The 21,287-nt window shown below is 61.7% G+C and carries 17 protein-coding genes; 3 read left to right on the plus strand and 14 right to left on the minus strand.

From position 1 onward, the window contains the following. Window positions 1–47 precede the first annotated feature (47 nt). From ACR3EK_RS06350 to ACR3EK_RS06395, 10 genes are all read right to left on the minus strand, one after another. Entirely contained in the window at window positions 48–3,185 is a 3,138-nt protein-coding gene (locus tag ACR3EK_RS06350; RefSeq protein ID WP_480632964.1) for an efflux RND transporter permease subunit, read from the minus strand. A 3-nt stretch (window positions 3,186–3,188) separates the two neighbouring features. Continuing rightward, window positions 3,189–4,367, minus strand: coding sequence for an efflux RND transporter periplasmic adaptor subunit (locus ACR3EK_RS06355; RefSeq protein WP_480632965.1), 1,179 nt, complete (start codon window positions 4,365–4,367; stop codon window positions 3,189–3,191). Between the two features lie 239 nt (window positions 4,368–4,606). Further along, window positions 4,607–6,325 carry a methionine--tRNA ligase gene (gene metG, locus ACR3EK_RS06360; RefSeq protein WP_480632966.1) on the minus strand — a complete coding sequence of 573 codons (1,719 nt, stop codon included), beginning with the start codon at window positions 6,323–6,325 and terminating at the stop codon, window positions 4,607–4,609. Between the two features lie 69 nt (window positions 6,326–6,394). Continuing rightward, window positions 6,395–7,618 (minus strand): MFS transporter, encoded by a 1,224-nt coding sequence (locus tag ACR3EK_RS06365; protein WP_480632967.1) that lies wholly within the window; start codon window positions 7,616–7,618, stop codon window positions 6,395–6,397. 76 nt (window positions 7,619–7,694) lie between these two features. Further along, window positions 7,695–8,294 carry a YceI family protein gene (locus tag ACR3EK_RS06370; RefSeq protein ID WP_480632968.1) on the minus strand — a complete coding sequence of 200 codons (600 nt, stop codon included), beginning with the start codon at window positions 8,292–8,294 and terminating at the stop codon, window positions 7,695–7,697. Further along, window positions 8,291–9,505 (minus strand): MFS transporter, encoded by a 1,215-nt coding sequence (locus ACR3EK_RS06375; protein ID WP_170339548.1) that lies wholly within the window; start codon window positions 9,503–9,505, stop codon window positions 8,291–8,293. The genes ACR3EK_RS06370 and ACR3EK_RS06375 overlap by 4 nt, the downstream gene beginning before the upstream one ends. 66 nt (window positions 9,506–9,571) lie before the next feature. Next, the gene (locus tag ACR3EK_RS06380; RefSeq protein WP_170595027.1) at window positions 9,572–10,192 is read right to left on the minus strand and encodes an ImuA family protein; all 621 of its coding nucleotides are present in this window, start codon (window positions 10,190–10,192) and stop codon (window positions 9,572–9,574) included. A 51-nt stretch (window positions 10,193–10,243) separates the two neighbouring features. Beyond that, a complete protein-coding gene (locus tag ACR3EK_RS06385) occupies window positions 10,244–10,825 on the minus strand; it encodes a retropepsin-like aspartic protease family protein (protein WP_170338984.1) in 582 nt (193 codons plus the stop codon). Window positions 10,826–10,867: 42 nt separating this feature from the next. Further along, window positions 10,868–11,488, minus strand: coding sequence for a MarC family protein (locus ACR3EK_RS06390; protein WP_093961850.1), 621 nt, complete (start codon window positions 11,486–11,488; stop codon window positions 10,868–10,870). Beyond that, window positions 11,485–13,338 (minus strand): ABC-F family ATP-binding cassette domain-containing protein, encoded by a 1,854-nt coding sequence (locus ACR3EK_RS06395; RefSeq protein ID WP_480632969.1) that lies wholly within the window; start codon window positions 13,336–13,338, stop codon window positions 11,485–11,487. The genes ACR3EK_RS06390 and ACR3EK_RS06395 overlap by 4 nt, the downstream gene beginning before the upstream one ends. A 106-nt stretch (window positions 13,339–13,444) precedes the next feature. Between ACR3EK_RS06395 and ACR3EK_RS06400 the strand changes: the two genes are divergently transcribed. Next, window positions 13,445–14,647 (plus strand): multidrug effflux MFS transporter, encoded by a 1,203-nt coding sequence (locus tag ACR3EK_RS06400; RefSeq protein WP_480632970.1) that lies wholly within the window; start codon window positions 13,445–13,447, stop codon window positions 14,645–14,647. A gap of 119 nt (window positions 14,648–14,766) precedes the next feature. Further along, the gene (gene ndk / locus ACR3EK_RS06405) at window positions 14,767–15,189 is read left to right on the plus strand and encodes a nucleoside-diphosphate kinase (protein WP_027237357.1); all 423 of its coding nucleotides are present in this window, start codon (window positions 14,767–14,769) and stop codon (window positions 15,187–15,189) included. 60 nt (window positions 15,190–15,249) lie between these two features. Here the strand turns inward: ndk and ACR3EK_RS06410 are convergent, their stop codons facing one another. Continuing rightward, window positions 15,250–15,597 carry a TfoX/Sxy family protein gene (locus ACR3EK_RS06410; protein WP_480632971.1) on the minus strand — a complete coding sequence of 116 codons (348 nt, stop codon included), beginning with the start codon at window positions 15,595–15,597 and terminating at the stop codon, window positions 15,250–15,252. A gap of 142 nt (window positions 15,598–15,739) precedes the next feature. Between ACR3EK_RS06410 and ACR3EK_RS06415 the strand changes: the two genes are divergently transcribed. Further along, entirely contained in the window at window positions 15,740–16,918 is a 1,179-nt protein-coding gene (locus ACR3EK_RS06415) for a cytochrome P450 (protein WP_480634009.1), read from the plus strand. Between the two features lie 25 nt (window positions 16,919–16,943). Here ACR3EK_RS06415 and ACR3EK_RS06420 read toward each other — a convergent pair whose 3' ends face one another. From ACR3EK_RS06420 to ACR3EK_RS06430, 3 genes are all read right to left on the minus strand, one after another. Next, window positions 16,944–18,269 carry a sensor histidine kinase gene (locus ACR3EK_RS06420; RefSeq protein ID WP_367647656.1) on the minus strand — a complete coding sequence of 442 codons (1,326 nt, stop codon included), beginning with the start codon at window positions 18,267–18,269 and terminating at the stop codon, window positions 16,944–16,946. 37 nt (window positions 18,270–18,306) lie between these two features. Then, on the minus strand, window positions 18,307–18,987 hold the full coding sequence (locus ACR3EK_RS06425; protein ID WP_093961855.1) for a response regulator transcription factor: 681 nt from the start codon (window positions 18,985–18,987) through the stop codon (window positions 18,307–18,309). Between the two features lie 165 nt (window positions 18,988–19,152). Further along, window positions 19,153–20,589, minus strand: a complete 1,437-nt coding sequence (locus ACR3EK_RS06430) for a DegQ family serine endoprotease (protein ID WP_480632972.1) — start codon at window positions 20,587–20,589, stop codon at window positions 19,153–19,155. Window positions 20,590–21,287: the final 698 nt, after the last annotated feature.

Consider the following 21,287-nt stretch of genomic DNA (forward strand, 5'->3'; position numbering starts at 1 on the left):
AGAAAAACGCCCCGCGGATGTCGCGGGGCGTTTCTTTTTTCTGTCGGTCAGGCCGCCTTTTCAGAAGGATCGGGATCCTTGTTCGTGCCCTTGATCCACTCTCGCATGCTCTGCATCACCGCATAGAGGACCGGCACCAGGATCACCCCGAACAGTGTCGCGGCGAGCATCCCGCCAAATACGGCCACACCAATCGCCTTCTGGCTGGCGGCACCAGCACCGCTGGCTGCCAGCAGGGGCACAACGCCCAGCAGGAAGGACAGCGCGGTCATCATGACGGCCCGGAAACGCTGATGCGCAGCCTCGGCGGCGGCGTCCTTGACAGACAGACCCTTGGCCCTCTGCTCCATCGCGAATTCCACGATCAGGATGCCGTTCTTTGAAGCAAGCCCCACCAGCATGATCATCCCGATCTGCGTGTACAGGTTGATGTCACTGCCCACGATCGCCACCGCCGCAACCGCTCCGAACAGTGCCACGATCACCGACAGCAGGATCGAGACCGGCATCGTCCAACTTTCGTATTGGCCGACCAGGAACAAATACCCGAACAAAATAGCCAGCCCCAGGATCACCACGACCAGCCCGCCGGATGCCAGCTGTTGCTGGGCGGTTCCGGTCCATTCAAAGGCATATCCCGGGGGCAGGGCGGTCGCCGACTCTTCTGTCATCACGGTGATTGCGTCACCGGTCGACAGACCTTCGGCCGGAACCGCTGTCACCGTCGCGGAACGGAACAGGTTGTGGCGTTTCAACAGAACCGGGCCAAGCACGTTTTCGACGTCGATGAGCGTTCCCAGCGGGACCATCTCACCGGTGTTCGAGCGGACGTACAGGTTCGAGATGTCCTCGACATTGTCACGATACGACCCTTCGGCTTGGATCATCACGCGATAGACGCGGCCGAACAGATTGAAGTCGTTCACATAGTACGAGCCAAGCTGAGCCTGCATGGTCTGGAAGATTTCGGCGACCGATACGTTCAGCGTTTTTGCCTTTTCCCGATCCAGATCCACGAACAGCTGCGGGACGTTGGCCCGGAAAGTCGTGTAGGCTTGGCCGATTTCAGGCCGCTGGTTGGCCGCGTAGACAAAGGATCCCACGGCCGAGGCCAGATCCTGCGGCGAGCCGCCTCCGGTTTGCTGAACCTCCATTTCGACGCCCGCCGACATGCCAAGACCTTGGATCGGCGGCGGGTTGAATGCGACGATCGAGGCGGCGGATTCGCCGTTGGCGATGGCCAGTACCTTCTGCAGGATGGCGTCCGCCGTCAGATCCTCGTCTTGCCGTTCGTCCCAGTTGTCGAGGTTGACGAACACAGCCGCGCCGTTGGTGATGGTTCCGTTCAGCAGTGAGAATCCGTTGATCAGAACGGTATTCGCCACGCCCGGAATCTCGCGGATCTGGTCGTCGACACGTTTGGATACCGCCTCGGTTCTCTCCAGTGTGGCCGCGTCGGGCAATTGGATGTCCACGAAAAGATAGCCGTTGTCTTCAAGCGGCAGGAACCCGCTGGAGGTGTTCGACATGATAGTCACGCCGCCAAAGGCAAAGCCCGCGATGATCCCGAGCGAGACCACGGGGACGATCAGCAGCTTGCGCACGATGGACACATAACCTGCGCGCATCGTCCCGATGAATTTCTCGAACACCGCCAGCAGACCCTTGGGCGGGCCTGAACGCGCCTGAAGGACCAAACCGCACAGCGCTGGCGACAAGGTCAGCGCATTGATGGACGAGATGACGACGGCGGTCGAGATCGTAACCGCGAACTGTGAATACAGCCGCCCCGAGATACCGGGCATGAAGGTCACGGGGACGAAGACGGCCAGCAGAACCAGAGTTGTCGCAATGACGGGGCCAGTAATCTGCCCCATGGCCTTGCGGGTCGCCTCAGCCGGCGGCAGGCCTTCCTCGGCGATGATCCGTTCCACGTTCTCGACGACCACAATCGCGTCGTCAACCACGATCCCGATGGCCAGCACGAGTGCAAAAAGCGAGATTGTGTTCAGCGACATCCCGAACAGCAGCAGGAACGCAAATGTCCCGATCAATGAGACCGGAATCGCCACCGCCGGAATGATAGTCGCCCGCCAACTGCCCAAGAAGATGAACACGACCGAAATCACCAGGATGAAGGTCAGAACCAGCGTCGATACCACGTCGTTGAGGGATTGTTCGACGAAATCGGTGGTGTTGAACGGAACGTCGTATTCGACATCCGTCGGAAAGGCGCGCGACAGGCGCTCCAGTTCTGTCTGAACCCGATCGGACACCGCCAGCGCATTGGCGCCCGGCGCTTGATAGATGCCGATGACGGTGGCAGGTACGGCTTGATATAAACCGGAGGCGGCATAGTACTGAGCGCCCAGTTCGACCCGTGCGATGTCGCGGACCCGTACGATAGAGCCGGCGTCGCCGGTGCGGATCACGATATCGCCGAATTCCTTGGCAGACGTGAGGCGTCCCTTGGTCTTGATCGTGTATTGGAACGTCTGGCCTTCGGGCACCGGCGGGGCACCGATCGAGCCAGCGGAAACCTCGATGTTCTGTTCGCGAATGGCCGAGATCACGTCACCCGGCGTGATGGACAGGGCGGCCATCTTGTCGGGGTCCATCCAGATCCGCATCGCGTATTCCAGGTTGGTCAGAACGTCGGCCTTGCCAACGCCCTGCACCCGCGCCAACGCATCCTTGAGGTTGATCGACGCGTAGTTCGACAGAAACACGCTGTCATAGGTGCCGTTGGGCGAGGTCAGCGTGACCAGCAACAGCATGTTCGTCGACGCTTTCTGCGTCACCACCCCCGACGAGGTAACTTCGGTCGGGAGCGAGGACATGGCCTGTGCCACACGGTTCTGCACGTTGACCGACGCGATGTCGGGGTCGGTGCCCACCTCGAAGGTGATGTTCAGCGAATACGAGCCGTTGTCCGAGGATGTGGACGTCATGTAGATCATGTCATCCACGCCGTTGACTTGCGCTTCGATCGGCGCGGCAACCGTGTTTTCAACGGTTTCGGCGTTGGCGCCGGTGTAGGTCGTCGTGACGCTGACCACCGGCGGCGTAATGTCCGGGAATTGGGCAACCGGCAGGACCATGTAGCCGATCGCCCCCATGATTGTCAGCACAAGCGAGATCACAAGTGCCAGCTTGGGCCGGCTGATGAACAGGGCGGAAAACATCAGTTATTCTCCCGGCTGTTCAGAGGCGACAACGGCGTCAACGGCAACACCCGGGCGCACCCTTTGCAGCCCTTCCACGATGACGCTTTCGCCCTCACGCAGACCTTCCTTGACGATGACGGCAGAACCGACCGTGTCGCCCGTCGTGATATAGCGCTGTTCGACCATCTGCTTGTCGTTGACCACCAGCACAAACTCTCCGCGTTGATCTCGCTGCAGGGCAGCTTGAGGAATAAGCACCTCAAGCGTTGGCTCGAGCGCCTCGATGTGAACGTTCAGAAAGGCGCCATCCACGATCAGACGTTGGTCGTTTGCAAACTCGGCACGCAGGGTGATCGCGCCGGTCAACGGGTCGATCCGGTTGTCCACGAACACGATCTTGCCGGTTTCCTCCAGCTCAGTACCATTGGGCAGCGTAAGCCGGACAACCGGGCTCTTGTTGCTTTCAGCAAGGGTGGAGGCGGTCTCACCAACGGTCTGAAGAACGGAGGTGAACTGCTTCTCATTCAACGAGAAATTAACGTAGATCGGCGCTTCGCTGATCAGGTTGACCAGCGGTTCCGTGTTGGGGCCGACCACGTCGCCGACGCTGGTGCTGATCCGACCGATCCGGCCGGAAAACGGCGCGTGGATCTGCGTGTAGTCCAGATCAAGCTGCGCCTGTTGAATGGCTGCGTTGGCCGCTTTGACTTCGGCTTCGGCGACCAACTCGTTCGCGCGGGCAATGTCGCGCTCGGATTCCGGCGTTGCGTCGCGCCTGTACAGTTCTTCCTTGCGGGCCAGGTCGACCTTGGCCAGTTCCAGATTGGCTTCGGCCCGATCAAGATCCGCTTTTCGGGCGTCCAGCGTGGCCTGGTACAGGTCGGGCTCAATGGTAAACAGCAGATCACCCTCGTTGACCAACGAGCCTTCTTCGACATTCCGGCTTTCCAGGAAGCCGCTGACTCGTGCGATGATGTCCACGTTGTCCGTGGCTTCGGCCCGCCCGATAAAAACAGCCTCCTCGGTGATTTCCTGTGTGTATGCGGCCGCAATCGAAACCTTGGGCGGCGGTGCATCCGACTGATCCTGGGCAAATGCGACCGGTGTAAACGCAAGGCATGCCAGCAGTGTCGCGCAAAGGCCGAGACGCGAGAGCGTTCGATTGCTGGTCGTGTGGGTAAGCGTCTTTTCAACGGTCATTGCGAGTGCCTCATTCAAACCGGGATTTGGGTCGAGCCGGACCGTTCCTGAAGCCCGAGTCGATTAAACTCCAAGTCAGGATGGAGGCATTGTTGAAAATTCTCAAGTATTTGAATTTTAAACGCTCGAACCCTGTCCGGGGATGTCTCGGCCGTCGAACCAATTTCGTCCGACGATTTCACCGGATCGGTCGGGTCAGTTGGCTGAAAAAAAGGGGGCCGCCGGCCCCCTTGCTGTACTCAGCTCCGCACTCCGGCAAAGTGTGTTTGCCAATCTTCGCGCTGTTCGTCGGTGATCTTGGCGAACAGAACGTCCGGCACCGTGAATGCGTGTCCGGCGGGCAGGGCGTTCAGCGCGGCCTCCACGTCCTCGGGCCAGCTGGTATCGAGCGTGTTCATCGCGCTCAGCATTCTGGCCGAAGTTTCAGGGATGAACGGCGCGCTGAGTACTGCATAAAGCCGGATCAGGTTCAGGCCCAGCCGCACCTGCGCGGCGGCCTGTTCCGGGTCTTCTTTGAAGGTGGACCAAGGCGCAGCGGCCTGCAGGTATTCGTTGCCCGCAACCCAGATCGCACGCAGTTCCTGCGCCGATTTGCGGACCTCCATCGCCTCCATGTGCGCCTCGTAGGCGCGAATGCGCTTGGTCAGTTCCTCGATCAGCGCCTGTTCGCGTTCGCCGTATTCGCCACCGGACGGAACCTCTTCACCGAATTTCGAGCGGCAGAACTTGGTGATCCGGCTGACGAAATTGCCCAACACGTCCGCCAGGTCCTTGTTGACCGATTGCTGGAAGTTCTCCCAGGTGAATTCGCTGTCGCTGCTTTCGGGCGCATGGCTCAGCAGCCACCAGCGCCAGTAGTCGGCGGGCAGGATGTCCAGCGCCTGGTCCATGAAGACGCCGCGGCCCTGGCTGGTCGAGAACTGTCCGCCGTCATAGTTCAGATAGTTGAACGACTTCAGGTGATCGACCAGCTTCCACGGCTCACCCGAGCCGAGGATGGTGGCCGGGAAGGACAGGGTGTGGAACGGCACGTTGTCCTTGCCCATGAACTGCACATAACGCACGTCTTCAGCGCCCTTGTCGGTGCGCCACCAGCGTTCCCATTCCGCATCCGGCTTGCCGTGGGCGTCGGCCCATTCCTTGGCGCAGGCGATGTATTCGACCGGCGCGTCGAACCAGACGTAGAAGACCTTGCCCTCCATGCCGGGCCAGTCCTCGTCGCCCTTCTTGACCGGGATGCCCCAGTCCAGGTCACGGGTGATGCCGCGGTCCTGCAGGCCGTCGCCGTCATGCAGCCATTTCTTGGCGATCGAGGTGGTCAGCACCGGCCAGTCAGTCTTGCCGTCGATCCAGGCGTCTAGCTGATCCTTCATCGCCGACTGGCGCAGATACAGGTGCTTGGTCTCGCGCACCTCAAGGTCGGTCGAGCCGGAAATGGCGCTGCGCGGGTCGATCAGGTCCGTCGGGTCTAGCTGCTTGGTGCAGTTCTCGCACTGGTCGCCGCGGGCCTTTTCGTAGCCGCAGTTGGGGCAGGTGCCTTCGATGTAGCGGTCGGGTAGGAAACGGCCGTCGGCGTTGGAATAGACCTGCTTTTCGGTCACTTCGCGGATCAGCCCGGCCTCGGCCAGCTTGCCGGCGAAATGCTGGGTCAGCTTGTGGTTCTGCGGGCTGGACGACCGGCCGAAGTGATCGAAGCTGAGGCCAAAGCGTTTGGCGATGTCGGCCTGCACCTCGTGCATCTCGGCGCAGTATTCGGCCACCGGCTTGCCCGCCTTGGCGGCGGCCAGTTCGGCCGGGGTGCCGTGTTCGTCGGTGGCACACAAGAACATGACCTCGTTTCCGCGGCCGCGCTGGTAGCGCGCGAACAGATCCGCCGGCAGCTGCGAGCCGATCAGGTTGCCAAGGTGCTTGATCCCGTTGATGTAGGGAATTGCCGAGGTAATGAGAATCCGAGCCATGTTTGGTTTCCGCCTAACTGTCTGCGCGCGCTCTATCAAACCGGATCGGGAAATCCCAGCCCCAGAATGCTATCGCCCTTCGCGCGAGCGTTTCAGCAGGCGGCCGATGGTGAAGGACGTGCGCGGCGCGTAGACGTAGTTGGTGCGTTCCTCGGGTGTCGGGCGCGAGCGCATCCGGGCCAGTCCAAAGATGATCAGGACCGCGTGGCCCAAGGCCACGAAGGCAAACAGCGCGCCGGGGCCGAATTGCTCGATCAGCGTCGAGGAAACATAGGGCGAGGCGATAGCCCCCAGCGCATACCAGAACATCAGCGCCGCCGACAGTTCCACCCGCTGCTCGGTGGTGGCGAAGTCGTTGGCATGCGCGGATGAGATCGAGAATATCGGAAAGGTCGTTATTCCGAACAATCCGGCGGCCAGCATGACGCCGACGGTGCCCGTGCCGCTGGCGGCCATGGTGATGCTGCAACTGACAACGGCGGCAATCGACATCCAGATCAGCACCCAGCGCCGGTCGTACTTGTCGGCCAGCCACCCGACCGGATACTGCGCCAGCGCGCCGCCCAGTACAAAGGCGGCCAGAAAGAACGCGATCTGATCGACGCCCAGCCCAACCTCTTGTCCGTAGACGGGACCAACCATCCGAAACGAAGCAGAGCTGATGGCCGAGACGATCACTCCAGCCACCGCCAAGGGCGAGCAATGCCAGGCCAGCTTGGGCCGCAAACGCGGTGCGTCCGGGGTTTCGGGCTGGCTGGCGCGCGTCAGGGTCAGCGGCAGCAACGAGGCACAGCACAGGATGGCCAGCAGGTTGTAAGAGACATAAGAGGCAGGCGGCAGAACGGCGATGATCAACTGCGCGCTGAGGGACGCCCCCATATCGGCCAACCGATATGTGCCCATGGCGCGGCCGCGGGTTTCGTTGGTGACTTTGGCGTTCAGCCAGGCCTCGATGACGGTATAACAACCCGCCACGCAGGTGCCCGAGGCAATGCGCAGCGAGGCCCAGGCATAGGGGTTTTCGGTCAGCGTGTGGCCAATCAGACCCATCGCGCCCAGCGCCGTGCAGACCGCAAAGGCGCGCGAGTGCCCGATGGATCCCATCAACCTTGGCGCCCACCAGCATCCCGCGAAAAAGCCCAAGAAGTGAGCCGAGCCCAAAAGGCCGATCTGTTCGGTCGAAAACCCCAGCGTCAGGCCGGATATCGCGTCCAGTGGACCCACGCCGCCCGTGGAAAGCTGCAATAGAATGACCGAAAGAAAAAGGGCGGCGAATGAGATGATGGTACGCATGGGTCCAGTAGATGTCCGAATGGCGCATGACGATGCGCGCGGCTATTCGACTTTGTGGTGTCGTTTTCCGCCAGTTTCAGGGTTTTCTGCGAATTTCGGTTCGTATGTTCAATCCCACAGTTTCGTCGACCAAGTCCGCATAGGCGGTGGCGCCGAAATCGTTCCGGTTCAACGCGCCGGTCAAATGGATGAACAGCCGGTCCAGATCGTCCTTTGCGGAACCCGGTGGGCGATAGAGAGCGGCATCAAGAGTGATCGGACGAGTCACGTCGCGCACCGTCAAATCGCCGGTGACGGTCGCTCCGTCGGAAATGCGTCCGCCGGGGCCAAGGCTGACGGCCGTCGAGACGAAGTGGATAGATGGAAACCGCGCGGCATCCAACACGGATCGGCTTAGCATCGGGCCGCGTGCAAACGGCAGTTTCGTGCGTGCCTCGGCGACGTTCAGGACGACGTCGACCATGCTGTTGCGCAGGTTTTTCGTGTCCACCAGAACATCAGCGGTCTGGATCGGCATGGTGCCGGTCTGGGCCGAGCCAGCCAGACCGAATGTGAATTCGATCAATGTCCCTTGTGTTTCAAGTATATACGGAACCGGGGCGGCCACGGCGTGCCGCACCAAGGGCAGCGATGCCAGCCCCGCCAGTACCAGAGTTCGGCGGGTCAGGCGGCTCATGCCGGAACCCGCCCCTGGCGCGGCCGCGAGCGCATCAGCAGTGTCGCAATAATGGCGATGTTCAGCCCGTTCCACAGGATCCCGTTCACGAAGGCCAGTTCATACTGCCCGGTCACGTCATAGATCCAGCCGGACATCCAGCCACCCAGCGCCATGCCCATGATCGTCATCATCATCACGAAACCGACCCGTGCCCCGGCTTCTTGCGGGGGCATGTATTCGCGGACGACCAGCGCATAGCTGGGCACGATGCCGCCCTGCGCCAGTCCGAACAACAGGCTGATGACATAGAGCGACACCATCCCGTCATAAGGCAGGAACAGGAACAGGGCGATGCATTGCAGGATCGACCCGATCAGCAACGTGTGAACGCCGCCCAACTTGTCTGCCACCAGCCCCGAGATGATCCGGCTGACGACACCGCCCATCAGCATGAGCGACAGCATCTCGGCCCCGACCGCCGGGCCATAACCCAGCCCCACGCAGTAGGAGACGATGTGGACCTGCGGCATCGACATTGCGACGCAGCAGCCAATTCCGGCGAGGCCCAGAACATATTGCAGGGTCCGCGGCGACAGGCCGACGCTGCGCGCGTTGATCTGCGCGGCGGCTGCGGCGGTGCCATGCGCCTCGGCCGGGACCTGCCGGCGCAGCAGCAGCGACAGCGGGATGACAACGATCAGGGTGATGACCGCCAATGTCAGATAGACCTGCTGCCACCCGTCGCGGGCGAGGATACCGGACAGGAGCGTGGGCCAGATCGCGCCGGACAGATAGTTTCCGCTGGCCACCAGCGCCACGGCGATCCCGCGTCGGCGCAGGAACCAGTGCGAGATGTCGGCGATCAGCGGGCCGAACCCGACGGCGGTGCCCAGGCCCAGCAGCAGATGCGCCACCGACAGCATCGTGATCGTCGGCGCCCATGTCGCCAGCAGATAGCTGAGCGCGCTGAGGCCTGCGGCACCGATCAGCGCCTTGGTCACGCCCAGCCGGTCCACCACCTGACCCAGCCACATGTTGCCAAGCGCAAATCCGATCATGGCCAGCGTGTAGGGCATCGAGGCCTCGGCCCGGCTGGCGCCGAACTGGGTCTCGATCGCGGGCATCACCACGATCACCGCCCACATGCCCACATTGGCCACCGCCGCAATGGCCAGCGTGACCAGAAGGCGAAGCCAGGAATAGCGGCTGTCGTGGATCGGATGGGTCATTTCGGCACGCTAGGGGGCGGGATGCGGTTTGACCAGTCACAACTTGCGTGATCCGGGGCCGGTCGGTCAGGCGCAGGTTTCCTCGACGCCGATCCGTTGCAGGTGCAGCCCGGTGCGCGGCGCGGTCTGGGTGGCGTGCCAGCTGACCGGGGGCAGGGCGCGGGCGCGGCGGCGGGTCAGGGTCCAGCGGCGAGTCTGGCCCGTGTGCGCCGGGGCCATGTGCCAGCGCGTCTCGATGCCCTGCGCGCCGCCGTCGCCCGGGGTCAGCAGCAGCCCCAGCGGGGCCTGACCCATCGTGCCCCCCTGTTCGGCGGCCAGATGCATCCGGCGCACCGGCGTCAGGCCCGGTGCCCCCGGCAGATCGCCGATCACCAGCGGCACCGCCCCGCTGCGCAGCGCCTCTTCGATGCACCACAGCAGGTCCTCGGCCCGGGTGGGGCGGACGAACAGGAAACGGGCGGGATCGGCAAAGGGCATCATGCCGTCGGGGTTCAGCTGATCGGCCTCCCACGCGGGCGAGATCCACAGAACCGGCCCCTGCGCCTGACCGGCCAGCCACATGGCAAAGCTGCGCCGCGCGGGGCCGCAGGCCTCGTGCACGCGGGCCAGTTGCAGCGAAATCTCATCATGCAGGGTCAGCCCCGGCGCCGCGCGCGCCGGTTTGCGGCCAAGAAGATGCGTGGACATGGCCGAATGCTAGCATGTTCGCACTTTGTTCTCAATCCCGAAAGCCGCCGTTCAGCGCGACAGGATCATCCGGCCGTCAGAAAACTGGATGTTGGAAAAACGGTGCAGGTAATCCATGCCCAGCAGGGACTGGTCCAGATCTCCTCCGTTGATCCATGCCGCAACATTTCGGTCCGTGATGGGCCCCAACGCCAGGCTGTCGAGGCGCACAGGCGCAGTCTGGACCACCCCATTTGCGGTCGAGGCACGCCCGTGAAAGGTCAGCTGACCGGTATCGAATCCGACGCGCTCCGCGTCCTGCGGGCTCAGCACGATCTGGCTGGCCCCGGTATCCACCAGGAATGTCACCGGTTTGCCATTCACCAGCATCGGCAAGTAGTAGTGCCCGTCGAACGAGCGGGGTACTTCGATCACATCTCCGGTCACGGACATCTGCGGAGATACGCCAACGGTCGAGCGGATGTCGCCCCAAAGGCCGACAACGGCAATGATCCCGATGAAGATGAAGACCCAGGCCATAGCCATCTGCAGGGTCTTCCCCAACGACTGCCGATTGTGAGTGAAGAACCACATCAGCAGTGCGGCTCCCAGCAGAACCAGATAGGCCAACCGTCCAAAATCGTTACCATCCATGCGGGCACCCGAAACCTTCTTTCATAAGGTCAATATGGGGTTTCAGGACGCGAACCCAAAGGCCTTGAGCCCGTCAAGAATGAACTGAACCGACAGCGCGGCCAGCAACATGCCCAGAAGGCGGGTCAGCACGGTCAGGCCGGTCTTGCCCAGAATGCGCGCGATCAGGCCGCTGGACAAGAAGAACAGCAATACAACCGCCATCACGGCAAGCATCACGCCGACAGCGGCAGCGATGCCCTGAATGCCGGGGTGCTCACCGGCCAGAAGGATGATCGTTGCGATCGATCCGGGCCCGGCCACCAGCGGAATGGCCAGCGGAAAGACCGAGGGGTCAGGGTGCTCTTCTTCTTCCGCTCGGTCCTCGCGCCGCTTGTTGCGCCGCTCGAACAGCATGTCGAGCGCGGTCAGAAACAGCAATGCGCCGCCAGCGACCTTGAAAGCCTCCATCGAGATGCCGACAAAGCCGAGAACCGCCTCTCCGAAAGCGGCGAAGGCGATAAGGATGCCCGAAGCGGTCAGGCACGTGCGGTAGGCGACGCGGCGACGGGTGGCCGGGTCCATTCCTTGTGTCAGCGCGACGAAGATCGGTGCGGTGCCAAAGGGATCGATCACAACGAACAGGGTTGTGAACGCGGTTATGAAGAATGCCATTTCGATCATGCGGCGGCCTCTGCGCTTTCCAGCCGCTCGGCGGCGGCGACCCACAGCGCCTCGGCGCGGGACATGGCCTCGACCACCTCGGCGAATTTTCGGTTCCAGGTTTCCAGATCAGCGATCCGGTCATCTTCGTACAAGGCCGGGTCGGACAATTTGGCCGAGAGCTTTTCGTGCATGTCCGTCAATTTCTCCAGCCGTTCCTCGCATTTCCGCAGGTCGGCCCGTAGCGCGAGAATGGTATCGCGAGAGGCGCGTTTGGGTTTGGCGGCCGGTTTTTCCCGGGCCGGTGGTTTGTCGCGCGCCAGCAGCATCTGGCGATAGGCTTCCAGGTCGCCGTCAAAGGGTTTGACCGTGCCGTCCGAGACCAACCACAGCCGATCGGCCACCAGCCCCAGCAGGTGCATGTCGTGGCTGACCAGAACCACAGCACCGGAATAGGCGGTCAGCGCCTCGACCAGGGCCTCGCGGCTTTCGATGTCCAGATGGTTGGTCGGCTCGTCGAGGATCAGCATGTGCGGCGCGTCGATCGTCGCGATCAGCAGCGACAGGCGCGCTTTCTGGCCGCCCGACAGCCGGCCCACCTCGGTTTCGGCCTGATCCGCGCCCAGCCCGAACCCGGCCAGACGCGCGCGCAGTTGGGCCGGGGTCTCGGTCGGGCGCAGGCGCCGCAGGTGATCCAGCGGGGTTTCGTCCACATGCAACTCATCCACCTGATGCTGGGCGAAATACCCGATGCGCAGCTTGCTGCTGCGGGTCATCTTGCCGGCCATCAGGGGCAACCGGTCCGACAGCAGCTTGGACAGTGTCGATTTTCCCTGACCGTTCTTCCCCAACAGCGCGATCCGGTCGTCCTGATCGATGCGCAGGTTCAGACGGCTCAGCACCTCGGTGTCGCCATAGCCGGTGACGCCGCCTTCGATCTGGATGATCGGGGGCGACAGTTCCTCGGGCTCGGGGAACGAGAAGGCGCGCAAGGCGGCCTCCTGCGGGGTCGAGATCAACTGGATCCGTTCGATCATCTTCAGCCGCGATTGTGCCTGAACGGCCTTGGACGCCTTGTAGCGGAACCGGTCAACGAAGCTCTGCAAATGGGCGATGCGGGCCTTGGCCTTGGCGTTTTCGGCCTCGGCCTGAGCCAGACGTTCGGCGCGGCGTTCGGCGAACTTGTCGTAGGGCACCGCGTAATAGGTCAGCTGGCGGTCTTCCAGATGCAGGATCGAGCCGACCGCCCGGTTCAGCAGGCCCCGGTCGTGGCTGATGACGATGACCGTATGCGGATATTTCGCCAGATAGCTTTCCAGCCACAGCGCGCCTTCAAGGTCCAGATAGTTGGTCGGTTCGTCCAGCAGCAGCAGGTCGGGCTGTGAGAAAAGAACCGCCGCCAGAGCGACCCGCATCCGCCAGCCGCCCGAGAAATCGGAGCAGGGCCGCTGCTGATCGGCATCGTCAAAGCCCAGCCCCTTGAGGATCGTAGCCGCTCGGGCTTCGGCCGACCAGGCGTCGATATCGGCCAGCCGGGTCTGAATCTCGGCAATCCGGTCGGGGTCTGTGGCCTGCTGCGCCTCGGCCATCAGGGCGCTGCGCTCGGTGTCGGCGGCCAGGACCGTGTCGATCAGCGACACGTTTGACGAGGGCACCTCTTGTGACACACCGCCGATCCGCGCGCGTCGGGGCAGGGTGATGCTGCCCGATTCCAGCGCCAGCTCGCCCCGGATCAGGCGGAACAGAGTGGTCTTGCCGGTACCGTTGCGGCCGACCAGACCCACCTTGTGGCCTTCGGGAATGGTGGCGCTGGCGCCCTCGAACAGAGGGCGGCCTTCGACCGAATAGGTGATGTTCTCGATCCGTAGCATGGGCCGCTCTTAGCAGAGCGATACTGGCACCGCCAGACGCAAGCCATGTGCAAACCACATGCGCTGTGCTAGCGCTTTTGCAGATGAACGAAATTCGGATGTTGAGATGCGGGCCGCACAAACTCCACCCTCTTTGGTGACCCTTGTCCTTGCGACCGGTCTGTCCGTGCTGTCGTTGAACATGTTCCTTCCGTCCCTTGCGAACATGGCGGTCGATTTTCGGGCGGATTATGCGCTGGTGAACCTGTCGATCGCAGCCTATCTGGCCGTGTCCGCCGTACTGCAACTGATCCTTGGGCCAATGTCCGACCGGTTCGGGCGCAGGCCGGTTCTTTTGACCTGCATGGCGGTCTTTGTGGCGGCGTCACTTGGCTGTGTTCTGGCGGAGTCGATCTGGACCTTTCTGGGGTTCCGTCTGATGCAGGCCGCCGTGGTCGGGGGCTCGGTGCTGTCTGCCGCGTCGATCCGCGACCAGTTTCCGCCCAACGAGGCCGCAAGCAAGCTGGGATATGTCGCCATGGCAATGGCTTTGGCGCCGATGCTGGGCCCGATGCTGGGTGGCACTTTGGACATGCTGTTCGGGTGGCGGGCCGGGTTCGTCTTTTACACGGTTGCAGGGGCGGCGCTGCTGACGCTGCTCTGGGCGGATATGGGCGAGACCAACCACAACCGGTCCGCCACTTTTGCCGCGCAGATGCGCGAATACCCGCACCTGTTCCGTGCCCGGCGGTTCTGGGGCTACGCGTTGTGCGCGGCATTCTCGATCGGGGGGTTCTACAGTTTCATCACCGGAGCGCCCCTGGTGGCCGCCGCCTGGTTCGATCTGAGCCCCGCGACACTGGGCCTGGGGATCGGCATCATCACCGGCGGTTTCATGGTCGGCAATTTCGTGACCGGTCGGATCGCAGCGCGGACTCGGCTGACGACGATGATTCTGGCCGGGCGCATCATCGCCTCGGTCGGGCCGTTCTGCGGGCTGTTGCTGTTTTTAGGGGGGATGGGGTCGGTCTGGGTGTTTTTTGGATCAGCGATCTTTGTTGGTTTTGGAAACGGTTTGACGAACGCCAACGCGTCTGCGGGCGTCATGTCGGTTCGACCGCAAATGGCCGGCAGCGCGGCGGGCCTGTCGGGCGCTCTGATCGTCGCGCTCGGTGCGGTCATCACTTCGATCACCGGAGCTGCGGTCAGCCCCGAAAACGGCCCGTATCTGGTGCTGTCGATGATGGCAGGCAGCAGCTTTCTGGGCCTTTTGGCCGTTCTGTATGTCCGTTGGGTGGATGCACGGGACCCGCTTCCCGACGCAATCTGACGCCCAAAGGCGCGATCGCGCCATCATTCCACTTTTCACGGGCGAAATACCGTGTTAGGCGGCGCGCGATGAATTTCGCGCGGCCCAGCCCGCGCCGTCAGACCAAGGAGAGGCCCGATATGGCACTGGAACGCACTTTTTCGATCATCAAGCCCGATGCAACCCGCCGCAACCTGACCGGCAAGATCAACGCCAAGTTCGAGGAAGCCGGCCTGCGCATCGTCGCGCAGAAGCGCATCCACATGACCAAGGAACAAGCCGGAAAGTTCTACGAAGTTCATGCCGAGCGTCCGTTCTATGACGAACTGTGCGAGTTCATGTCGTCGGCACCGGTTGTCGTTCAGGTTCTGGAAGGCGAAAACGCCATCGCCAAGAACCGTGAAGTCATGGGTGCAACCAACCCCGCCGATGCGGCACCGGGCACCATCCGCGCCGAATTCGCCGAGTCCGTCGGTGAGAACTCGGTTCACGGCTCGGACGCGCCGGAAACCGCAGCGGTTGAGATCGCATATTTCTTCTCGGGCATCGAACTGGTCGGCTAAGCCGCACCACGATACCTGTCGAGATTGCCGCGTCCGATTTCGGCCGCGGTTTTTTGTTGGTCAGACGGATTTCAGATCGTCAGGGCCGACACGTACACCGATGGCATCCAGATCCGCGATGATCCGGGACGCCGGAGCCCGGTTCATTGACGATTTCAAAGCATCGAACCTTGCGCGCAGGGCTTTCTTTTCTTCGCCTTTGCAATCGTTCCAGGGGCGGCCCTGCAAGCCCATGACCAACACGTAATAACCGATGAAATGAGGCCGGGTTCCGGCCTGTATCAGCCGGGCATAAGCCGCATCGGCACCAAGCTCGCGCAGCTCCTCGGCCGAGTGGATGCCCGCACGGGCACAGGCCTGTTCGAATGCAGGTCCAAGGTTGCGGATGGAAGACACAGGTTCGGGCATGTTTCTTTCTTAGCTTTGCCGGGGCGTGCTGTCACTGCCCGCCGGAACGTTGTGCGACGAATTCCGTTGCGCTAGGCATTGAGCGACGGGTCCGTGCAGGAGGGGGAAGGAATTGACAAGCGACATCAGCAATCTGGACCTGATGAACCCGCCTGAGGGCTTCATCGACAATCCCTTCCCGTTTTATGATGCGCTGCTGTCTTCGGCGCCGGTTCTGGCGCAGCCCGATGGCTCGGTTCTATTGTCGCGGCATGCTGATCTGGACCGGATCTATCGGGACACGACCCTGTACTCGTCCGACAAAAAGGCCGTGTTCGCGCCAAAATTTGGTCCGGGATCACCATTGTTCGAGCATCACACCACCTCGCTGGTGTTCTCGGATCCGCCATTGCACACGCGGGTTCGCAAAATCATGACTTCGGCCCTGACCCCGCGCGCCATCGCCCGGATGGAGCCCGGTTTGATCCAGACTGTCGATCTCTTGCTGGATCGCCTGGAAGACAAGCGGCAAGTGGATCTGATCGAAGACTATGCCGCCACCATCCCGATCCAGATCATCGGAAACCTTCTGGACGTACCGGTGGACGAGCGCGAACCGCTGCGCGACTGGTCCCTGGCCATTCTTGGGGCGCTCGAACCGGCATTGACCGCCAAGCAACTCGAAGACGGCCATGCGGCCGTTCGGGACTTCAAGGAGTATCTGGCCGATCTGGTGGCTCGGCGCAGGGCCACGCCCGGCGACCCCGAAACCGACGTATTGACCCGGTTGATCCGCGGTGAAGGGGCCGACGAAAAGTTGAGTGAAATCGAGTTGCTTCAGAATTGCATCTTCATTCTGAATGCGGGTCATGAGACCACGACGAACCTGATCGGAAACGGGTTGGCCCTGCTGCATGACCACCCGGAGCAGCGTCAGCGGCTTATGGATGATCCAAGCCTGATCAATTCGGCGGTCGAAGAGGTTTTGCGGTTCCGTTCACCCAACCAGTTCGGCAACCGGGAAACGACGGCTGACGTCGTGATTGACGGGCGTTCGATTGCCAAGGGCACCAACCTTCATCTGTGTATCGGCGCTGCAAACAGGGATCCGGCCGTGTTCCCAGACCCGGGCCGGTTCGACATTTCGCGCAAACCGAACCGTCACCTTGCCTTTGCCGGCGGGCCGCACGTTTGCGCAGGTCTTACACTTGCGCGCCTTGAAGGGCGGGTCGCCCTGTCGCGGTTCGTGACACGGTTCCCAGATTTCCAACTGTCCGATGAACGTGTCAGAGGCGGACGTATGCGGTTCCGCGGATATGCTTCCTTGCCCGCGTCCCTTTGATCGAAAAAAGGGGTGGGGCGTTAACCTAGGGTTTTTGCGCCAGCTTCAGAACTGCCTTCAGCCCGGGATCCGCATTCTGGGCACTGAAGCCCCCGCCATGCATGCGGGTGATGGCCGCCACCAAAGCCAGTCCGAGGCCTGAGTTTCGGTCCGATCGCGCGGGATCGAGCGTGACGAAGGGCAGTTGAAGCTGCGACAGCATCTCGGCCGGCACGCCCGGGCCGCGGTCGCGGACACTCAGCAGGGCAAACGGGCCGTCTTCGCGCAGTTCGATGGAAATTGCAGTTCCTTCAGGGGCATAGCGCATGGCGTTTTCCAGAAGGTTCGACAGGGCCTGCGACAGCAAAGGGCGGTGCCCCATGATTGGAGCTGCCCGACCCGTGACCTCGAGGCGCACATCCTTGTCGGCCGCGACCGGTTCGTACAACTCCACGGCATCGTTCACCAAGCGCTCAAGATCCACAGGTTCAAACTGCTCCCGCCCCAACCCCGCCTCGGCGCGTGAGATTTCGGTCAGCTGCCCGAGAACCCGCAACACGTGATCGATTTCGGCTGTTGCTCGGGCGATATCGACCTCACGATCCAGGTCGCTTTTGCCTGGCTCGGCCAAGGCGACCACCCGCTGCTTCAACCGGGACAGAGGTGACCGCAGATCATGCGCGATCGAATTCGACGTAGTGCGCAAGTTGCTGACCAACTCTTCGATCCGGTCCAGCATGTTGTTCAATGTGCCTGCCATCTGGTCGAACTCGTCGCCGGTACCACGCTGTGGCATTCGTTGGGACAGGTCGCCGGACACGATGGTTTCTGCGGTGTCGGCGATATCCTTCAGCCGCGAAAACACGAGACGGGTCAAAAGCCAACCGGTCAGAATGCTCAGCGCAAGGGCCGCGCCCAGGGCCAGCGCCACCGAATGAAACAGCACCCGGTCGAACTGCTGACGGGCGAGGGCGTCGCGGCCCACCAACAGCCGTTCGCCGCCGGGCAGCAAGATCGATGCGGCGGAGATCGGGACCAGCTGATCCGTCTCGGTTCTGCGCAGTTCCAGATCCACCCACCCACTGCCAGCGGCGATGCCTTCGGGCCATCGCTTGAGGTTGCCGGCCAAGGTTTTTCCCGAGCGGTCAGCCAACAGATAAAGCGCATCACGCTCGGACGCGGTCGGAAGCCGGCGTTCGATGGCCACCATCAGGCCGACTAGCCCGAGGCGTTCGTACTCGTCCGCCAGCCCGGTCAGTTCGGCGGACACGACAGATCGGGTTTCGCCTTCGATCGTGCGGTTGGCGGTGATATAGACCAGCAACAATACGGCCGCGGTCAGCAATGTGCTGAGCACCATGCTGGCCAGCACCAACCGTGTCCTAGAGTCCTTGAACGACAAGGGCGACTTAACCATCAGAAACCATGTAACCGGCCCCGCGCACGGTTTCGATCAGCGGTGGTTCACCACCTTCATCCAATTGCCGACGCAGTTTGGAGATGTGAACGTCGACGACGTTTGTATTCGGGTCGAAATGATAGTCCCAGACACCTTCGAGAAGCATCGTCCTCGACACCACCCGGTTTTTCCGGCGAAGGAAGAATTCCAGAATCTGGAACTCTCTGGGCGTCAGGGTGATCTCGCGACCGTTGCGCGTGACCTTTCGGGTCAACAGATCCATTTCAAGGTCGCGGCACTTGAGAGTCGGGGTTTCCTCGGATTCCTGAGGTCGGCGCAACAGGGCTTCGATCCGGGCATGAAGTTCCTGAAATGAGAAGGGTTTGACCAGATAGTCGTCGGCACCCGCATGCAGCCCTTTCACCCGCTCGTCCACGGCGCTCATGGCTGTCAGCATCAGAACCGGCGTCTTGACCCCGGCGGCGCGCATTGACTTGATCAGGGCCAGACCATCCAGCCCGGGCAGCATCCTGTCCAGAACGACCGCGTCAAATCCGCCGTCGGTCGCGTGGTACAAACCTTCGCGGCCATCCTCGGCGCATTCGACGACATAACCTTCCTCGCCAAATCCCTTGGCGATGAAGTCCCGCGTGTCTTCATCATCCTCAACGATCAACAGACGTCTGCTCATGGTCGGATTTCCTTTCACTCAGGATATAATCACGTATGGACAGGTAAAAAAACTGCCGGGTGCGAAATCCGCACCCGGCAATCCCGACAGCACGTGGACAAATCGTGTCCGCCAGGAGATGCGCGCACCGGATATCCCCATCATGCGGTGCGCGCGGGACGCAGGTCAGGCGATCTCGACGGCGACGAAGATCTGATTGCCGCCGCGGTTGATCAGCATCAGCGCCGGATCGGTTTTCTGATCTTCGAGCGCGGATTTGAGCGCTTCGGGTGTTTCCACATCCTGGTTGCCCAGCTTCACGATCACGTCGCCCTGCCGCAGACCGGCCTTGGCCGCCGGGCTGTCCGGCTTGAGCGAAGTGACGACCACGCCGTGCACGTTCTCGGGAACTCCGATCTGCGCACGAGTCGCTTCGGACAGCGGTGCTACGGTGACACCCAGCGTCTTGCCCGCCACCGCGTCATCGGTCGGTTCCGCGTTTGCCGCCATCTGGGCCGAATGCTGCCCGAGCGTGACGTTCAGGGTTTCTTCCTTGCCATTGCGCAGGACGGTGACCTTGCTGTCGGTTCCGACGGCTGTGGTGCCAACAAGGACCGGCAGTTCACTGCTCGAGTCGACCTGTTCGCCATTGAAGGCGATGATTACGTCGCCCTGTTGCAGCACGCCCTGAGCGGGGCTGTCCGGCAGAACCTCGGACACCAGTGCGCCGACAGTGCCATCGACACCCATCGCTGCGGCCAGCTCGGGGCTGATGTTCTGGATCGAGACACCCAGCCAGCCACGGCTGACCTGGCCATCGTCACGCAGGTCCGCAGCGATATGCTCGACGATGTTCGAAGTTACAGCAAAACCCAGTCCGACCGACCCGCCACTGGGCGAATAGATGGCCGAGTTCACCCCGACGACTTCACCGTCCATGTTGAACAGGGGGCCGCCCGAGTTGCCTTTGTTGATGGCTGCATCGGTCTGAATGAATTCAGCATAGGGGCCTTCCGAGATATTGCGTCCCTTGGCGGACACGATGCCGGTCGTGACGGTCGAACTCAAGCCGAACGGGTTGCCGATGGCGACCACGTCTTCGCCCACGCGGATGTCGTCGCTATCCCCCAGCGGGACCGGCTGCAGCGCCTCATCCGCGTCGATCTTGAGCAGCGCGATATCGGTCAGGGGATCGGTCCCCACGACTTCAGCCTCGTACGAGCGATCATCGTTCAGGCGCACGGTGATTTTGCTGGCTTTGTCGACGACGTGGTGGTTGGTGATGATATAGCCATCTTCATCCAGTACGAACCCGGACCCCAGGCCCTGACTGGGTCCACGGCGCGGGGCGTCAAAGCCTTCGGGAATCCCGAAACGTTTGAAGAACTCACCAAAAGGCTGGCCTTCGAAATCAAACTCCTGGCCGCTCGCCGGCGACGGGGCCGCGTCGATCGAGGCAATGACGGTTACCACGGACGGTGAAACGGTTTCGACCAGATCCGCCAGGGCTTCGTCGGCCTGCGACGGAATGGCGGTCGCGGCCAGCAACGCCGCGCTCAGCGCGGTGGCGCCAAACAGCCCTGAGGTGCGAGGAAGAATAAGGGGGGATTTGCGGATGCTCATGTTGACTAGGTCTCCTTGGTTCGGCGCTTGTTGATGTGCGCTTTGCAGGGAACATGAGCCGCCAGTCTTTGCGTTTTCTGACTGATCAATTAATAAATCTTAATTTTGCCACATTGCAGGCGTCTGGTAGCGCTCGCAATCCCGGGAATCGGCCGGGGGAGTTGCCGTTCGAATCGGTGGATTGTTGCCGAAATGAGGGTCAAATTCGCAAAAGCATTGAATTGAATCAAATTTGTTAACAGTCCAGCGGCGGCTTTTGACCGAATTTTCACGGACACTCACAGGTTGCGCCACCGCCCTTTCAGAAGGCGGTATTTGTCTAATAGGTCTTTGCAAAAATGTCATTTTGATCGTTTAGCGCTAAAAATTTCTTGTCGTGGGTCAGCAATGGCAAAGCGAACGAACAACCTTGGGTAGATTTCCGTGACGCGCGTTGTTGCGGAAATACCATCACGAATCCGGCAAAATTAACCGATTCAACCAATTTTACGTTGTTTGCACTGAACTTATCGGTGACGATGAACGTGCCCAAGTGAAAGGGGGGCCTGACAGCATCAAGGGGGTGCTTGAAGGCAGATCTCAGTCACCGGAAGCGCTGAGCGGCATGTTAACGAGGGGGTCTTGTTTCGGTTCGGCAGCACATTGGTCCGATGTCTTGACGACATCCGGGCCGCGTTTTCGGGATTGGTGAAAGTGGT

The sequence above is a fragment of the Ruegeria sp. BC8 genome (genome assembly GCF_056535705.1).

Coding starts and splice junctions, on each gene's coding strand:
- ACR3EK_RS06350 (WP_480632964.1), bottom strand. CDS start 3,185: ATGTTTTCCGCCCTGTTCATCAGCCGGCCCAAGCTGGCACTTGTGATC.
- ACR3EK_RS06355 (WP_480632965.1), bottom strand. CDS start 4,367: ATGACCGTTGAAAAGACGCTTACCCACACGACCAGCAATCGAACGCTC.
- metG (WP_480632966.1), bottom strand. CDS start 6,325: ATGGCTCGGATTCTCATTACCTCGGCAATTCCCTACATCAACGGGATC.
- ACR3EK_RS06365 (WP_480632967.1), bottom strand. CDS start 7,618: ATGCGTACCATCATCTCATTCGCCGCCCTTTTTCTTTCGGTCATTCTA.
- ACR3EK_RS06370 (WP_480632968.1), bottom strand. CDS start 8,294: ATGAGCCGCCTGACCCGCCGAACTCTGGTACTGGCGGGGCTGGCATCG.
- ACR3EK_RS06375 (WP_170339548.1), bottom strand. CDS start 9,505: ATGACCCATCCGATCCACGACAGCCGCTATTCCTGGCTTCGCCTTCTG.
- ACR3EK_RS06380 (WP_170595027.1), bottom strand. CDS start 10,192: ATGTCCACGCATCTTCTTGGCCGCAAACCGGCGCGCGCGGCGCCGGGG.
- ACR3EK_RS06385 (WP_170338984.1), bottom strand. CDS start 10,825: ATGGATGGTAACGATTTTGGACGGTTGGCCTATCTGGTTCTGCTGGGA.
- ACR3EK_RS06390 (WP_093961850.1), bottom strand. CDS start 11,488: ATGATCGAAATGGCATTCTTCATAACCGCGTTCACAACCCTGTTCGTT.
- ACR3EK_RS06395 (WP_480632969.1), bottom strand. CDS start 13,338: ATGCTACGGATCGAGAACATCACCTATTCGGTCGAAGGCCGCCCTCTG.
- ACR3EK_RS06400 (WP_480632970.1), top strand. CDS start 13,445: ATGCGGGCCGCACAAACTCCACCCTCTTTGGTGACCCTTGTCCTTGCG.
- ndk (WP_027237357.1), top strand. CDS start 14,767: ATGGCACTGGAACGCACTTTTTCGATCATCAAGCCCGATGCAACCCGC.
- ACR3EK_RS06410 (WP_480632971.1), bottom strand. CDS start 15,597: ATGCCCGAACCTGTGTCTTCCATCCGCAACCTTGGACCTGCATTCGAA.
- ACR3EK_RS06415 (WP_480634009.1), top strand. CDS start 15,740: ATGAACCCGCCTGAGGGCTTCATCGACAATCCCTTCCCGTTTTATGAT.
- ACR3EK_RS06425 (WP_093961855.1), bottom strand. CDS start 18,987: ATGAGCAGACGTCTGTTGATCGTTGAGGATGATGAAGACACGCGGGAC.
- ACR3EK_RS06430 (WP_480632972.1), bottom strand. CDS start 20,589: ATGAGCATCCGCAAATCCCCCCTTATTCTTCCTCGCACCTCAGGGCTG.